We start from the raw sequence: 16,714 nt of genomic DNA on the forward strand, positions 1-16,714 counted from the left end.
CTCCTCTCCAGCTTTTAAACTTCCTCGCCTACCGTCTCATCCGTAATCCCAAGCTCCTCTTTCACCCAATCGTACCCTTCGGCTTCCAGACGGTGGGCAAGCTCCGGGCCGCCGGATTTGACAATCCGGCCTTGCATCATGACATGCACAAAATCCGGGGTGATATAATTCAGCAAACGTTGATAATGGGTGATGATTAAAAAACCTCTATCCGGGCTGCGCATCTCATTTACACCATTAGCCACAATACGCAGTGCATCAATATCAAGCCCGGAATCTACTTCATCCAAAATCACAAACTTGGGTTCAAGTAACATCATTTGCAAAATCTCATTCCGCTTTTTTTCACCGCCGGAAAATCCCTCATTCAAATAACGATGTGCGAATTCCGGGTTCATCTCCAATCCCTTCATTTTGCTCTCCATTTCACGGACAAAACGGATTAAGGAGATCTCATCGCCTTCTTCACGCCGTGCATTGATGGCACTTCTGAGAAAGTCGGAATTCGTCACACCGGCAATTTCACTTGGGTATTGCATAGCGAGGAACAAGCCTGCCCGGGCACGCTCATCTACCTCCATCTCCAGAAGATCCTCATTGTCCAATGTCACCTTGCCGTCAGTAACCTCATATTTGGGATGGCCCATTAAAGCCGAAGCCAACGTACTTTTTCCCGTCCCATTAGGCCCCATAATCGCATGAATCTCTCCACCATGAATCTCCAGTGTGAGCCCTTTTAGAATTTCTTTCCCTTCAATCTTGGATCTTAATTCCTCAATCTTTAAGGTCGTCATTTTCCCATACTTCCCTTCCGGAGTTTTCTTCGACATGTGCCACCAAATCACTCATAAATTTTCCAATAGTCTGTAGCTCAGCCTCTGAATAGGATTCAATGAATTGGTAAAACCTTTCTTCTTTTTCTTTGTGCAGCTCTTTATGCAAATGATAAACATGTCTTCCCTTATCCGTTAAACTAAAGTAAATCTCCTTACGATTGTTGTTCAGATGACTTCTCATGATAAAGCCCATTTCCAGCAGCTTTACACTAATTTTAGTAATGCTAGCTTTGGACAACCCCATCTTCTCCACAATCCCGGTATGATTTATCGGTTCATAATCACCAATGCAATCAATAACATGCACACTGGTAATATTGTTAGAGAGCATGTCAATCTGGTGCTTTCTGGCTCGTTGCCGAAACATGTTAATTTCATGTTCAGTATACAACTCATTCAGATGCAGTATTTTAATATATTGCTCGTAAAGATGACCTTTAAAATCATTTTGAAACTCCAATTTCGCAATCTCCCCTCTCTTGTAGTAGTTGCAGACCAAGTTCAATGTCAGCATCAGATTGTTATCCTTTTTTGTTCACCTGTAAACAAAATCATATTAACATAATTGATATTGATAATCAATATCAATTATGTTCGATGAGATGCAATTCTGTAAGCACTTTTCATTGGTTGATTCCCATCGGCCTCATGCTGCGTTCCGACTAGTTGGATCTCACCACCATTATCAGGGATTTATCCGTTTCGCTTCGGTACTACGAACCCTTGGTTCATTTCTTTCGCTCCTCCGCCTGTTCGCTAGACTCCTTGCACACAGTCTGGCTTTTGGTCATGCGAGCTCAGGCGGCACGGCGGCACGTTCTATCATCACCTCTAGCGCGGTCAGTGCGGCCATCTCCATGGAACAGCTTAGGTGCAGAGTCTCTTGAACGTCCAAGTAGCCCTCACTGTGTAAAATCTCCACTTCGACGTGATATACCCTTGCGCACTCTACAAAAATGTTAAGATTAACGATTCCGACGTAGAATTCTACGTGATGTTCGAGATCAATCCCCTTCATAAGCCTTCCTCCTTCGATATCATTTCGTACATGCCTTCTCGGCAACCTCAATCGATGCCCCATTCGGACCGGATACCGCTATCTTGATAATCTCGACATGTTTACCTCGCGCCACCATACCGCCTTTCTAATTTCGCTTATACCGTTATGTAGAATTCCGATAAGACTTCGCACGCTTTTGCGATAATTTCTTTTACACCTAATATAAGGACAGTAACTTAGCGATTTGGGACATCGAAGTCAAAAAAATAGCGCCCAATCCCGAAGGACTGAGCGCATCTGTTAATACATCTTTTCTAATGGACTGAACTTACGGTGTTCGTTCCGAACTTCATGGCTGAACATATATACGTATGTCTTCACCTGATCTAATGTCGCGTGACCAAGAACTGCCTGCAGCGCAAACACGTCTGCTCCATTCTGTATGCTCATCTTAGCAAAGGTATGCCGCAGGGTGTGAGGAGAGCAACGCACGCCCTTAATACCCGCTCTGTGGCCGTAGAACGAAATTTGCTCCTGTATTTGACGTATAGTAAGCGGAGTGTTGTTGATTGTTACGAAAAGCGTATTATGGTCGAGATTGCCCCGGAGCGCTAGGTACTTGCTGAGCTCCTTACGCATTACTGATTGAAAAGGGATTACACGTTGTTTATACCCCTTTCCATTTATTAAGATGCAGCCCTCTTTCCAGACAATATCGGTTGTTTCTATATCTGTTAGCTCCCGCACTTTTATGCCCGTCTCCGCAAATAACATCATTATTACACGGTCCCGGACACCTACGAACGTTTTTTGATCCGGCTGAGCTATGAGAAGACGTAATTGATCGGGCGTGAACGTATTAACTATAGTCTTTTTTTGCTTCAAGAGCGTCATCTTCCCCATAGGACTCTCCATTAGGTAGCCCTCTTTGACTAGAAAATTAAAGAGCGCTCGAAGAGCTCGAAGAACACAGTTAATTGACGTTTCCTTTTGCCCGCTCTCCATCATGTACAGTATTACGTTCTCTTTTAGGATATTATCCGTCAGCTTGCCGGGGTCGGTTGAGATATGCTGTTCATCAAGAATCTTCTTAAAGACATTAAATTCCCGCCGATAAAAACGCCTGCGTATGCTCACTGATGTTACGAATCTTCCCGTCCCGCAAAAACAAGTGCGCTGCACTATCGAAGTCATCAACGATATAAAGCGGCTGTGATTGCGGTGCTAAATCCTCAATTGTTAGAGCGTTTTTTCTACGTGCCATCCTCATACAACTCCATCCGATATGTTATCGTTGGGGCTGCCGAATCGACTCGCGTAATCGACCTTAGTCGAGCGCGGCTCCTGTGGATAAGCGCGTAAAACTGGCCCGCATTATTAAAACGCAAAAAGCCGATCAGACATAGCGTCCAATCAGCGTTTAAATCTCCGTCAATCCTGCGTTTTTAATATACCGGCGAGAGGACTCGAACCTCCACGGTTTCCCACTCGATTTTGAGTCGCACATGCTACTCGGAATATAGCAGAAACTAAGTCAAATAAGAGGAATCTAAAACCCGCGAAAAGCCTTGTAGAATCAAGGTTTTTCGCGGGTTTTTTTGTTGAATTCAAGCGCAGCAAGGCTTCCGGGAATTTTCTCAAAAAGTAGTCACTTTTGCACAAATGAGAGAACTCGGAGAGAACAATAACAGATCAGCCCGCTCCCTACCATTGACAGAATTAATTGAAGCTTCGGCTTCAGGGAGGGTAATTGATATGAGTAAAACAACAGTAATCACTATCGCTAATCAAAAAGGCGGTACAGGCAAAACGACCACCGCTTATAATCTGGCCTACGCCTTATCTAATGAAGGAAAAAAGATATTGCTGATTGATTTTGATCCACAAGGGAATCTCACGATGTGCTTTGGTATCGAACAACCTGATAAACTCCCTTACTCCATGTTCAACATCATGAATGCGATGATGATGGACGAACCGCTTCCATCGCCCGAAGAGTACATTCATTCTCAAGGTAACATCGACCTAATTCCAAGCAACATCGAACTGTCTGTTGCCGAAATCAACCTACGGGATGAAATGGGCGGCGAAAAAACACTAACGACGTTGTTAGAACCGTTGAAAGCCAATTACGACTATATCATTATAGACACAAATCCATCACTTGGCTTACTCACAATCAATGCTTTGGCAGCCAGTAATAGTGTTCTTATCCCGGTCAATCCCCAACTATGGTCTGCAACTGGATTAACCCAACTGCTCAAGATCATTGTGAAGGTAAAGAAACGAATCAATCCACTTATTAGCATTGAGGGCATCTTGATGACCATGTGCGACACCCGCACCAATCTATACAAAGAAGCCTTTCGCCTAGTCAAAGTATACTATCGGGAAACCTTTCGTGTGTTCAATATACAAATTCCTCACTCCGTTAAAGTTGGGGAAGCCAACTTTTACAGCCAGAGCATTATCGAGTTTCATCCAAAATCCAAAGTAGCCTTGGCTTACCAAAGCTTGGCGAAGGAGTTGATCCAAAATGGCAAGTAAACGCCCTACGCCCAAGCTCTCCAGTATTGATGAACTGCTGCTGTTGTCTGAGGAATCAAAAGTACCCGAAACCGTGACCGGAACAGGTGTAACCCAGCTACTTCTATCTGACCTGGTTCCGTTTCATAACCACCCCTTCAAGTTATATGAAGGGAATAAGCTGGATGAACTAGTTGAGAGTGTCATGGAAAACGGAGTGTTGATTCCGATCATCGTCCGACCAAAAGAACCCAATGGTTATGTAATCCTGTCCGGGCATAACCGTGTGAATGCCGCGAAAGCTGCCGGTTTAATCTCTGTTCCTTCTATTATAATGGACAATCTTACAGAGGCCGAAGCCGTCATCATCGTGGTGGACACTAATTTCCATCAACGTTCTATCCAGGATATGCTGCCCAGTGAGTTGGCTCGTGCCCTGCATATGCAGCTTAAAGCCTGTAAGGAAGCCAAGCAAAAGCAAAACAAATTAAACCAGCTTGAGAAAGGTGAAAACTCTAGTCACAGCAGCGCTTCCGAAGCCTCTGTCCCAGTGGGACAGGGAGCTTGGAGCGTAATTGAAGTTTCTGAAAAAAACGACATGAGTCCTACCAATATCAAGCGTTATTTACGTCTCAATCATTTAGTCCCTGAGTTGTTAGAACGAGTCGATCAGGGAGAAATCAAACTACGCCCCGCTGTAGATCTGTCTTATTTGAAACCGGAAGAACAGCAAACCGTGGAAACCTTGATTCAGGAACAAGGCTACAAGGTGGATATGAAAAAATCTGAGTTGCTAAGAGGAAAGTCCGAAAACCGTCATTGTACTGAACAGGTCGTTAAGGCCATTCTTTCCGGGGAAGCCACCCGGAGACCAAAAAGCAAAACCCCCGCCCCTTTTAAGTTGAAACATAAAATTTACACCAAATACTTTTCGCCGGATAGCAAAGCGGCGGAAGTCGAAGAAATCATCGACAAAGCGCTGACCTTATATTTCTCGCAACATCCCAAAGAAAACCACGATCCAGACAAGGAGGTATTTCAATGATTTTTAAAGACCTTGCGCATGAACAGTTTTATGAAGGTAACGTGATCCGCACTCATCGTCAGCACGACCCTTACCGTAAGGCCCTCTTTTATCTCTTGGGCCTGACAGAAAACACCCGTAGAAATATCAACGATCTTTACAATTTCAAAGAGGATAGCATCCGACTAGAGGGATTGTACGAAGGTTGGCAGACCGGAACCACTTCCCGTCTTACGCGATTGGCATTCAATTTATATACCGGTTATACGGGAGAAAGCGAAGAGGATGCTCGTTATTATAGCCCCTACTATCTGTTTGACAACGGCCTACTGCCTTACTTTTTTGAAGCTGTTAAACTTCGCTATCCTTCCTACGCTTCTGACTTATCGCAGAGTTGGGCAGGGTTCCAAACTTTCGCTGATAACGGCAGAGATACATGGAATGAACTGGAGCAATAAAATCACTTCGAACCATGGAGGAAGGAGGACAACCACATGACGCGTGCGAAACAACTGAAATCGTTATATGAATCCGGAGTAGCTTATATTTCCAATACACCTGAAGCCTGGACGGACTATCTGACCTTTGCTTCCGGTATTTATAAATATTCCTTCGATAATGCCCTGCTGATCTATATGCAAAACCCTACCGCAACCATGCTGGCCTCCTTGCCTCTTTGGAACAAATTGGGGCGTTATGTTTCCAAAGGAGAAAAAGCGATCGCTGTCTGTGATTATCGCGATGCCGGGTTAACGCTGGATTATTTATTTGATGTTTCCCAAACTTACGGTAAGGTTGCACCAAAAACATGGCGTTTGGAACATTTGGATATGGCTGAATTGGCAGGCCGACTGTCTTCTTACGATACCGATAATCTTAGCGAATGTATCAGTATGATGGTCAGACAAAGCATCGCTTCTTTGGATGTGTCTATGCAGGATATGGAACTGGACATGACTGATCATCTGTTTGGTTCGCTTCCTACCGGGGGCATTGAAGATCAAATGTTGGAGTTGATTGAAGCGAGCAGTCGTTTTTTCATTCATCAGCGCTGCGGCTTGCCGGAATCCGTCCTCTCTTCAGCCTTTGATACAATCCCACATTGGAATACCGTGCCTCTAATGTCCCAACTCGGCGGTCTCGTCACCGAGTTATCCAAAGAAATCCTGCTGGACATCGGGAGACATGTAAAAATCTTGGAACAGGAAAGGAGTATGACACATGACCGAAATCAAGGTGAATCTGAATTATTCCAAACAGACGGACGGCCTGCTTTATCCCCAACTGCAAATCTCCAATCAAGCGGAGGCAGACCAACAGCCCCTGGGCAAATACGGGCGAATGACGCTGAACTATTTGCGCAATCATTATCCACAGAGGTTCATGAGCTTAAAAATGCAAGGGAACCTGATGGAAAAAATGCATCAGGCGGATCAGGAAGCCAACGAGAAGATGAACCAGCTCACCGAACAGCTTCTCCGACTTCGTCCGATGCCGCAGACCGAAGACATTTTGGAGCGGACACGCCACCTGAATCAGATCAAGTCCATAGCCGAGGAACTGGTACTGAACGACATCGTACTGAAACCGAGATAACCAAATCAAAGCCGAATCCTGAACCGCCTGCCAGCGGTTCTTTTTTTGCACCTAAACAGGAAACCGACAGCATTAGGCATGACGCCGAAGATATGCTGGAGCACCTGCTGCGCAGCGACCGAGGCGGATTGGTGATCAAACCGCGTGTGTATCAATTTGTTACGGGGGATCCTCAACCCGTAAAAACGGCTAAACTGGCCGCATTGCTCAAGTCCCTTTACGGAATCGGCGGTGCTAGAGGAGAATTCGGCAGCGGTTTAAGCGGATACGACTACAACGGCAAAGGGATCGAGTTGTATTGGTCGGATGCGGATGGAGAACATCAGGCTGCGTTCACATGGAATAAAATCGCCACCAAGATTCTGGATCTGATCCGGGATGGTCGTTATGATGAGAACTTTGCTCCCTTTCCTCCCGTTGAACCGGAATGGACATTGTTCGATTATGATTTGCAAATAGGACATCAGGAAACAGACGATGAGCAGGATGCAGGCGACCAGACAACCGTAACGCTTGAAAAAGTTGCGAATCAAGATGTTCCAGACCTCGAAACGGAATACGAAAATCACGGAGTAGTCGTCAAGGTATCGGATGTCCCCACTTCTTCACCCACTCGCATCAACGCTATTAACTATCGTTTCAATCCTGAAAACTCTCCTTACGTTTCAGGCCCGAAAAGCAAATACAAGCGGAATGTGGAAGCTATTCGACTGCTCAAGCAACTGGAATATGACCAGCGCTTAGCTAACCCGGAGGAACAACAGATTTTGGCCGGTTATGTCGGATGGGGTGGTTTGGCCAATGCCTTTCATCCATCCGCGTCCGGTTGGGAGACAGAGTATCAGGAACTGAAACAATTGCTGGATGAAACGGAATATACAGCGGCGCGGAACTCCACGATCACAGCTTTTTATACCGAGCCATTCCTTATTGAACACATCCATGCCACGTTGCATCGTTTTGGCCTTACGGATGGCGAAGGTCGCAAATTGCTGGACCCCTCCATGGGAACCGGAAATTTCTTTTCAGTTTTGCCTCTGGATTGGCAACAGGCCGAGCTTCATGGCGTGGAATTGGACAGCATCACTGGCAGAATCTCGCGGCAGCTATATCCTCAAGCAACCATACATCTACAGGGCTTTGAAACGGTCGATTTTCAGGACAATCATTTTGACGCTATTTTCAGCAATATCCCGTTTCACAATATTCGTGTATTTGATCGACGCTACACGAGCAATTACCTGATCCATGATTATTTTTTCGTTAAATCTTTGGACCTGCTCAAACCTGGCGGGATCTTGGCCTTTATCGTAAGTAAAGGAACATTGGACAAACAGAATTCCTCCGTCCGGGAGGTCATGGCGCGAAAAGCGAACCTGATTGGAGCCGTACGCCTGCCCAACACAACCTTTCAATCGCTGGCCGGAGCCGAAGTCACAACAGACATCGTCTTTCTGCAAAAACGGGAACAGCCGCTGAAGTCGTTGAAAAGGGAAGACATGCCAGAATGGGTGTTTACCGGTGTTACCGAAGATGGCGTGCCGATCAACCGTTATTATCTCTCTCATCCTGAAATGGTGCTGGGACGAATGGTTTGGGATCGCGGCATGTATGGGCCGGAGCAGACTACAGCTTGTGTGCCGCATGACAACCAGGAACTATCTCCCCTGCTGGAGCAAGCACTCAGTACGCTACAAGCCTCCTTACCCGGCGCATCGGAAAAAACATGGGAAACAAACTTGCCGGATGTGTTGGATGAGGAAGAAGTCAAACCAATCAAGGCTCCTCCTGGAACCAAAAACTTTACCTATATCATTCAGGAAGGTCAAATTTTTTACTGCGAGAATGGCTATTTGTTACCGCAGGACATCAAAGGCAAAAAGGCCGATCGCATCAAGGGATTGTGCGAAATCAAGTCGGCTCTCTTGGATGTCATTCAAATCCAATCCCATGAATCCGGATACGACGAAACGGAGCTAAAGAAAGCCCAGCAGCAACTCAATCAGGTATACGACCGCTTTGTCCAGCAACACGGATTTCTCAATGATCGAGCGAACACGGCTGCTTTTGCCGATGATGATCAACTGCCACTCCTGCGCTCCATCGAAGATCAGACTCCAGAAAAAACATGGGTGAAGGCTGCCATCTTTTCCCGTCCGACGATTAAGATGAACCGTCTGCCAGACCATGCAGATAACGCTCTGGAAGCCTTGCAAATTTGCTTAAATCAACGGCTTCGAGTAGATTTGCCGTATATTGCCCACTTATGCGGAAAATCGGTCGCTGAAGTGCGGGAAGAACTAGGCGATCGTATCTTCCTCAATCCACAAAAATATACCGGCGATGAGGAAGAAGGATGGGAACTGGACGAGGAATATTTGTCCGGCAACGTGAAAGATAAGCTAGCTTACGCCACGTTAAAGGCGCAAGAATTTCCTGACTTGTTCGAGCGTAATGTAGATGTGTTATCCCGCGTTCAACCTGCCCCTCTGTTGCCGGGCGATATCGATTTTCGTATTGGCAGCCCATGGATACCCGTACGCTATTATAGGGATTTTATGTTCGAAACTTTCGGTACATCCCAAACATTTCAAAGAACCCGCGCCATCGATGTGGAATATTTGGAATATACCAATACATGGCGAGTATCCGGTAAAACGTTGGAACGAAACTCCATCAAGGCAAATCAAACCTACGGTACTCACCGCGTCAATGCCTACGAGATCTTTGAAAGCAGCCTGAATTTGCAAAGTATCACGGTCCGGGATCCGGTCACCTACTTGGACAGTAACGGCAAGGAGAAAGTCAAGTACGTCGTCAATGCCAAAGAAACAATGATTGCCCGTGCCAAACAGCAGCAAATGAAAGAAGCCTTCGGAGCCTGGTTGTTTCGGGATAAGGAACGGGCGGATACGTTGCTAGCCATTTACAACGACAAATTCAATACCATCCGTCCCCGTACCTATGATGGCGATCATCTGGTGTTCCAAGGCATGAACGAGGAAATGGCTCTGCGGAAGCATCAAAAGGATGTCGCAGCCCAGATTATCTATTCCGGCACAGCGCTTATGGCTCACGAAGTCGGCGCAGGTAAAACCGCCGCCATGATTGCCGCCGGCATGTACTTGAAGCGAATCGGTGCGATTCAAAAACCGATGTACTGTGTTCCCAATCATTTAACCGAACAATGGGCCAATGAGTTTTTACGATTCTTCCCTGCTGCTAATATTCTAGTGACGACGAAAAAAGATTTTGCACTGGCTAATCGCCAGAGATTTGTCTCAAGGATTGCGATGGGAGATTATGATGCGGTCATCATCGGCCATAGCCAATTCGAAAAAATCCCCATATCCAAGGAACGCCAGGAGCAGCTCCTGCAAAATGAAATCCGCAATGTCTCCGAAATGATCGACCAAATGAAGAAAGAAAAAGGAGATAACTGGAGCATTAAACAAATGGTCGTCTTTGAAAACAACTTGAAATCCCGTCTGGAACGCTTGGCAAATGAAGAAAAAAAGGACGATTTGCTAACTTTTGAGCAGCTTGGTGTGGATATGCTATTTGTCGACGAGGCGCATGCGTATAAAAATTGCTTCACATTCACTAAAATGCGTAACGTTGCCGGCATCGGTAAATCCAGCAGCCAACGAGCGACGGACATGCTGCTGAAATGCCAATATTTGCAGGAAATCAACAACGGTCGCGGCGTCGTCTTTGCTACTGGCACACCGATCAGTAACAGCATGTCTGAGATGTATGTGATGCAGCGCTACCTTCAACCGCATTTGCTGCAAAAATTGGGATTACACTTTTTCGACAACTGGGCCGCAACATTCGGTGAGGTCATAACCTCGTTGGAGATCACCCCGGAAGGCAGCGGCTACCGGATGAAATCCCGCTTTGCCAAGTTTCACAACTTGCCGGAGCTGATGAGCCTATTTCGTCTTGTTGCCGATATTCAGACTTCCGACATGCTAAAACTTCCTACCCCACAGTTGGAAGGCGGTAAAACAACCATCGTCGTCAGCGAATGCACTCCTTTTCAAAAGATGATGATGAGTGAATTTGTCGAGCGAGCCGAGAAAATACGGAACAACGAAGTGGATGCTACGGAAGACAATATGCTGAAGCTGACACACGAAGCAAAACTCATGTCCATTGATCCCCGACTCGTGGACGAAGAAGCCCCCTCCGATCCGGACTCCAAACTGAATTGCTGTATCTCCAACGTTTTTGACATTTGGAAGAAAACTCAGGATGATCGGCTCACTCAGGTGATCTTTTGCGACAGCGGTACTCCGAAACCGGGACAATTTAACGTGTACGATGAGGTAAAAGTCCAACTGTCTCATTTCGGTGTACCTGAACAAGAAATTGCTTTTATTCATGATGCGAAGACCGAGGTGCAGCGGGAGGAACTTTTTGAAAAAGTTCGCCGCGGCGAAGTCCGGATATTGCTCGGATCGACTCAAAAAATGGGAACTGGTACCAATGTGCAAGATCGTCTCATTGCTGCCCACCACTTGGATTGCCCCTGGCGACCGGCAGACATTACGCAGCGTGATGGCCGTATCCTGCGGCAAGGAAATCGGAACGAAATCGTCCAGATATTCCGTTATGTCACCAAGGGAACTTTCGACTCTTACTTATGGCAAATCCAGGAACAAAAACTTCGCTATATCTCCCAGGTCATAACAGGTAAAAGCATTTCCCGCTCCTGTGAAGATGCCGATGAAACGGTTCTTTCTGCCGCCGAAGTGAAAGCCATTGCGACCGCGAATCCATTGCTTGCGGAGAAAATGCAGGTAGACAACGTAGTCATTCGCCTGAAACTGCTGCAATCCAATTGGCATAACGAGCGCATGATGCTCGAGGGCAAAATTAAGCAGTATCCGCACTTGATCGAAAAGATACAACAGGAAATCAAGGATTTACAGGCGGACATTCAATTGTCCCGCCAGTCCATGAACCAATCTTTTGTCATGGAATTGGACGGAAAAACCTTTACGGAACGCCCCAAGGCTGGCGAGATGCTTCTTCTCCTTTTCAACATGACGGTATTGCATCCTGATGAATCCCTACGAATCGGATCTTATCGGGGATTCGACCTTCTGCTTGTCCGTCAATCGATGTACAACATGCATCTGGAGATCAAAGGAGCGAAAAGCTACGCCATTGATTTAGGTGAGTCAGAATTGGGCAACATTTCCCGTATCGAGAATGCCATTGAAAAAATCTCCTCTTTGCTGCAAGATGCTGAACAAAAGCAAAAAGATATGCACGATCAGCTAACGGCTGCCAAAAACGAAATCGACAAGCCTTTTGAATTTGAACAAAAATTGCAGGAGATGGCAGCCCGGCAATCCGAGATTAATTCGGCACTGGAGTTTGAGGAACTACAAGGACAAGAAATCATGATCGATGAGCAAACGGAGGAAGGACGGTCCGAACATGCAGAGAAGTCCTTTGAGTTGGAAAAGGAGGACTAGACGGATAATGGTTATTTAGGTAATCATCCAATTCGTGAATTAACTAGACTTCTCACTTCATTTGAATATGAACTCAAAAATATACATCCTTCGATTTATATACTATAATTGAAAGGTTAATGCTCAAAGCTTCATCTTTTCTATTCTTTTTGTTATAGTATTCTTATACAAACTAACGTTCGCTTTATTTACGTATTAAAAGGATGATTGCATAATGGTTAAATCCCCTCTTAGATATCCAGGTGCCAAGAAAAAAGTTCTTAATCGATTCACACAGTTTTGGGAAGTCCCTCATGTAGAATATAGAGATGTTTTTGTTGGCGGAGGGTCTACATTTTTTGGTAAACCGAAATGTCAGAGAAACTGGTTGAATGATTATGATGAAGAAATTGCAGCCTTCTTTATCTCAATGAGAGACTATCCTAATGAACTTTGCAATTTAGTCATGTCTACAAAACCAACAGTTGAGCTATGGAGACAAATAAAGGATAAACAGTTAAATACGGATTTAGAGAAAGGGTTCCGTACCTTGTTTTTAAACCGTACGACGTTTAGCGGAATATTGAAAGGAAATCCAATTGGTGGGATTGAGCAAAAAAGCAACTATACTATTGATTGCCGCTGGAATCCTGTTGCATTGTGCGAACAAATTCGTTTGTGCAGTGAAATGCTGCAAGGAGTTGAAATTACGGCCTTAGATTTCTCGAACGTAATTCAAGAACCCGGGGAAAATGTTCTGCTTTATCTCGATCCCCCTTATTATTACAAAGGAAATCTCCTATATCGTCAAGGAATGACGCCTGATGATCATGTAAAGCTCTCCAATTTGTTAAAAGATACAGAACATAAATTTTTTATAACATATGATGATTGCGAGGAAGTTAGAGAATTGTACGAGGGATGGGCTTATCTATACCCTGCATCTTGGTTTTATAGTAGTTCAAATAAAAAAGCTAGAGAAGTCGGCAAAGAATTATTCATTTCTAACTTCATGATTCCTGAGCAAATTGTATGTGATTTTGGTATAGGGAGAGAAAACTAATGGACATATCAAAGTTAATTAGACTAATTGAACATGAAATCACTGAAGTCGGAAAAAACGCCAAATCAGAAGAAGATGTACGGCTCGGTTGCGAAAGTATACTTAAAACTCATTTGCCTCAAATAGGAGTTCACTATGATGCCAGATATGAAGTCACAGTAAGTAATGGCCGTATAGATGCCCTTTTTCACCATTTGATTACTGAATATAAAGAGCCTGGAAAACTAGCATCAAAAAATGGTTATGATCGGGCAACTGAGCAAGCTTTGCAATATATAAAAAATCTAGCCAAAGAGAATAAAGAATCAGCTGATAAATATATTGCAGTTTTATTAGATGGAAAGAATATTGGATTTGTTAGATTTAATCAATCAAACAAAAAAATAGTATCACCTCTGCTGCCCATCAACTTTGAATCAATTCGTTTGTTTTTGAAATATATACACTCACTAAATTATAAAGCTTTAACAACATCTAATGTACTATCTGATTTCGGGCCTCAGAGTAAAATAACTGGTAATGTTATAAGAGCACTATGGTCTCGATTTCAGACCCATCGGGATACACGTACATCTATGTATTTTACCGAATGGTGCAGATTGTTTGGACAAGTATCAGGTTTCGGGCAGTTTACTGGCCCTGAACACGGTGTTAACAGTATTGCAAAGCAATTAGGAATAGATATTAATAATAAACCTGCTGAGTTTATTTTTGTTCTCCACACTTATTATTCAATACTCATAAAATTAATAGCAGTCTTTATCATAGAAAACGCTAAAGAAACAAGTGGAATTTACGATAAATTCAAGACTTCTTCTTTAGATGAAAAAAGATCCATGATTGAAACAATGGAGAATGGTACTATATTTAGGCGGTTAGGAATAACAAACTTTTTAGAAGGTGACTTCTTTGCTTGGTATCTGAATGAATGGGATGAAAGCTCTGCCGCGGCAATACTAGAAGTGCAAGAATGCTTATGTGACTATGAACCTTCTACCCCATCACTTATGCCAGAATCTGTACGTGACTTATTAAAAACTTTGTACGAGCGGCTGTTACCAAAACAAATCAGGCATGACTTAGGGGAATTTTATACTCCTGACTGGCTTGCTCAATATACAATTAATTCATCAGGATTTCTACCATCTGATAAAATACTCGATCCTACTTGTGGATCAGGAACTTTTTTAGTGCTATGTATAAAAGAAAAAATCGATCAATTGCAAAAGGTAATGAGTCCTGATGCACTTTTAAAACATATTTTAACACATGTTTATGGGTTTGACTTAAATCCATTAGCTGTTATTGCAAGTAGAACTAACTACCTACTTGCGCTTGGTGATCTATTAGGATATGCAGATGGTGACATAGAAATTCCTGTATATCTAAGCGATGCGATTCTATCGCCACAAAAGCAAGATAAAGGATACACTTATCGAATCGAAACTACAATGGGGCCAATTGAATTAATTATTCCAGATCAAGTTGTTTCAAATGGTTTTTTAGGAACAGTACTTATTCAAGTAGAAGAACTGATTATTCAAACAGCCGAAAAATTCTGTACACAAGAACAGGCTAGAAAACATCTAAAAGAGAGCATGATTAGGCTCGGATTAGCCGAAAGCATATCTGATATTGTTAAGTTATATGATGATATCATGGAGCTTGAAAAAAAGAATTGGAATAGAATTTGGTGTAGGATAATCAAAAATCACTTTAGTTCTGCGACTTTAAAGAATTTTGATGTTATTGTTGGAAATCCTCCATGGTTGCGTTGGACTAATCTTCCTGATGTGTATAGGAACTCTATCAAGGAATTTTGTGTGAATTACGGTCTCTTTTCCAAAGATAGATTTGTTGGTGGAATTGAGACTGACATCTCCACAGTTATTTTGTATTCAACTGCCGAGAAATGGTTAAAACAAAATGGCAAATTAGCCTTTTTAATTACAAGAAGTGTTTTTAAAACAGAATCATCTGAGGGATTCCGTAAATTTGAGATTCCAAATGATAGGAAGACGAAATTTAGAGTTATAAAAGTGGAGGATTTTACAAACATAAAACCTTTCGAGGGGGCGACCAATAAACCCGCCTTAATTCTTCTGGAAAAAGGAAATAAAAAAACTGAATATCCTGTTCCATGGATTGTTTGGAGCAAAAAGAACAAGAACCGCATCTCAGATGATTCCTCTCTTCAAACAGTCCTTGATAACACAATAAGATCTGATAGGTCTGCCTATCCTATATATACAGATGGCGGGCCATGGTTAACCTTAACACCCGAGTATGTTGATCAATGTATACAATTAATTAATCGTCAAGGAGAACACAACTATCCTGCAAGAAAAGGAATATGCACTGATAGGAATGGAATCTATTACGGAGCAATTCTTGAAAAAAGAGGGCAATCAGAAGTAATTTTCGAGAACAACCCTGCCCTTGGAAGAACAACCGGTATTCCCATCATTCGTTCGATTATAGAAAAGGATCTAGTCTATCCCATTGCTCGTGGAAGAGAAGTATCTTCATTTCAATGGAAATTTGGGAATATTTATGGAATAGTTCCACAAGAAAAAATGGATGGTTTTCCTGAAGATTTTATGAGGTTAAACTACAATAAAACACTTCGTTTTTTTAGAGAGTTTGAAAATAATGAAGTTCATCATTTAACAACACGTGGGAGCTTTCGACGCTATCAAGCAAAACGTAATGCTCCGTTTTACTCTTCTTGGAATGTTGGTGAGTATTCATTTGCACCTTATAAAGTAGCATGGCCGGAAATATCCGGAAGACTACAAGCTTGTGTATTATCCAGTATATCAAGCCCTTATTGGGAAACGAAAAGAATTGTTATCCCTGATCATAAGTTATATTTCGTCCCTCTTTACTCTGAAGCTGAAGCTCATTATCTCTGTGCCTTATTAAACGCTCCGCAAATAGAAGAGTTTGTAATGGGATATGTTGAAACTACACAAATCGGAACGCACGTCACAGAATACCTTAATTTGCCGAAATTTGATAAGTCAAATGATTATCATCAGGAATTATCACAGCTATCTTTAAATGCCCACCACGATAATAACCTTGTTCAATCTACTCGAGAAAAAATTTCTCGTCTTCTTCATAAAATAATCTAAGAAACCTGGTATTCATAAGTTGAGCAGTTAGATTTCACTAACTGCTCATTATAATTCTTCATGC

11 protein-coding genes are annotated in these 16,714 nt (G+C 43.3%); 6 read left to right on the forward strand and 5 right to left on the reverse strand.

The window, feature by feature from the left end; genetic code table 11:
* Positions 1-14: 14 nt before the first annotated feature.
* The 5 genes from sufC to KJS63_RS26115 form a co-directional block, all read right to left on the reverse strand.
* On the reverse strand, positions 15-794 hold the full coding sequence (gene sufC, locus KJS63_RS05470) for a Fe-S cluster assembly ATPase SufC (protein ID WP_213618242.1): 780 nt from the start codon (positions 792-794) through the stop codon (positions 15-17).
* Positions 775-1,296 carry a MarR family transcriptional regulator gene (locus KJS63_RS05475; RefSeq protein ID WP_213618243.1) on the reverse strand — a complete coding sequence of 174 codons (522 nt, stop codon included), beginning with the start codon at positions 1,294-1,296 and terminating at the stop codon, positions 775-777. Before KJS63_RS05475 ends, sufC begins: the two co-directional genes overlap by 20 nt.
* Before the next feature lie 327 nt (positions 1,297-1,623).
* Entirely contained in the window at positions 1,624-1,854 is a 231-nt protein-coding gene (locus KJS63_RS05480; protein WP_213618244.1) for a hypothetical protein, read from the reverse strand.
* A gap of 282 nt (positions 1,855-2,136) precedes the next feature.
* Entirely contained in the window at positions 2,137-2,751 is a 615-nt protein-coding gene (locus KJS63_RS26110) for a tyrosine-type recombinase/integrase (protein WP_244862485.1), read from the reverse strand.
* Positions 2,752-2,935: 184 nt separating this feature from the next.
* Complete coding sequence (locus KJS63_RS26115; protein WP_244862486.1) at positions 2,936-3,100, reverse strand: hypothetical protein; 165 nt, start codon at positions 3,098-3,100, stop codon at positions 2,936-2,938.
* 491 nt (positions 3,101-3,591) lie between these two features.
* Here KJS63_RS26115 and KJS63_RS05490 point away from each other — a divergent pair, with 491 nt between their 5' ends.
* The 6 genes from KJS63_RS05490 to KJS63_RS05520 all read left to right on the forward strand — a co-directional run bounded on the left by KJS63_RS05490 (position 3,592) and on the right by KJS63_RS05520 (position 16,650).
* Positions 3,592-4,383 carry a ParA family protein gene (locus tag KJS63_RS05490; RefSeq protein WP_213618245.1) on the forward strand — a complete coding sequence of 264 codons (792 nt, stop codon included), beginning with the start codon at positions 3,592-3,594 and terminating at the stop codon, positions 4,381-4,383.
* Entirely contained in the window at positions 4,373-5,407 is a 1,035-nt protein-coding gene (locus KJS63_RS05495; RefSeq protein WP_213618246.1) for a ParB N-terminal domain-containing protein, read from the forward strand. Before KJS63_RS05490 ends, KJS63_RS05495 begins: the two co-directional genes overlap by 11 nt.
* A complete protein-coding gene (locus tag KJS63_RS05500) occupies positions 5,404-5,844 on the forward strand; it encodes a DUF6075 family protein (RefSeq protein WP_213618247.1) in 441 nt (146 codons plus the stop codon). The genes KJS63_RS05495 and KJS63_RS05500 overlap by 4 nt, the downstream gene beginning before the upstream one ends.
* 36 nt (positions 5,845-5,880) lie before the next feature.
* A complete protein-coding gene (locus tag KJS63_RS05510) occupies positions 5,881-12,471 on the forward strand; it encodes an SNF2-related protein (protein ID WP_483874610.1) in 6,591 nt (2,196 codons plus the stop codon).
* 214 nt (positions 12,472-12,685) lie between these two features.
* A complete protein-coding gene (locus KJS63_RS05515) occupies positions 12,686-13,513 on the forward strand; it encodes a DNA adenine methylase (RefSeq protein WP_213618250.1) in 828 nt (275 codons plus the stop codon).
* Complete coding sequence (locus tag KJS63_RS05520; RefSeq protein ID WP_213618251.1) at positions 13,513-16,650, forward strand: Eco57I restriction-modification methylase domain-containing protein; 3,138 nt, start codon at positions 13,513-13,515, stop codon at positions 16,648-16,650. Before KJS63_RS05515 ends, KJS63_RS05520 begins: the two co-directional genes overlap by 1 nt.
* The last annotated feature ends 64 nt before the right edge of the window (positions 16,651-16,714 follow it).

The organism is Paenibacillus sp. J22TS3, assembly GCF_018403205.1.
Taxonomy (GTDB): Bacteria; Bacillota; Bacilli; order Paenibacillales; family Paenibacillaceae; genus Fontibacillus; species Fontibacillus tuaregi.

What these genes read in the sequence shown, in the direction of transcription:
- sufC (WP_213618242.1), bottom strand. Translation starts at nt 794, where the DNA reads ATGACGACCTTAAAGATTGAGGAATTAAGATCCAAGATTGAAGGGAAA.
- KJS63_RS05480 (WP_213618244.1), bottom strand. Translation starts at nt 1,854, where the DNA reads ATGAAGGGGATTGATCTCGAACATCACGTAGAATTCTACGTCGGAATC.
- KJS63_RS26110 (WP_244862485.1), bottom strand. Translation starts at nt 2,751, where the DNA reads ATGGAGAGTCCTATGGGGAAGATGACGCTCTTGAAGCAAAAAAAGACT.
- KJS63_RS26115 (WP_244862486.1), bottom strand. Translation starts at nt 3,100, where the DNA reads ATGGCACGTAGAAAAAACGCTCTAACAATTGAGGATTTAGCACCGCAA.
- KJS63_RS05490 (WP_213618245.1), top strand. Translation starts at nt 3,592, where the DNA reads ATGAGTAAAACAACAGTAATCACTATCGCTAATCAAAAAGGCGGTACA.
- KJS63_RS05495 (WP_213618246.1), top strand. Translation starts at nt 4,373, where the DNA reads ATGGCAAGTAAACGCCCTACGCCCAAGCTCTCCAGTATTGATGAACTG.
- KJS63_RS05500 (WP_213618247.1), top strand. Translation starts at nt 5,404, where the DNA reads ATGATTTTTAAAGACCTTGCGCATGAACAGTTTTATGAAGGTAACGTG.
- KJS63_RS05510 (WP_483874610.1), top strand. Translation starts at nt 5,881, where the DNA reads ATGACGCGTGCGAAACAACTGAAATCGTTATATGAATCCGGAGTAGCT.
- KJS63_RS05515 (WP_213618250.1), top strand. Translation starts at nt 12,686, where the DNA reads ATGGTTAAATCCCCTCTTAGATATCCAGGTGCCAAGAAAAAAGTTCTT.
- KJS63_RS05520 (WP_213618251.1), top strand. Translation starts at nt 13,513, where the DNA reads ATGGACATATCAAAGTTAATTAGACTAATTGAACATGAAATCACTGAA.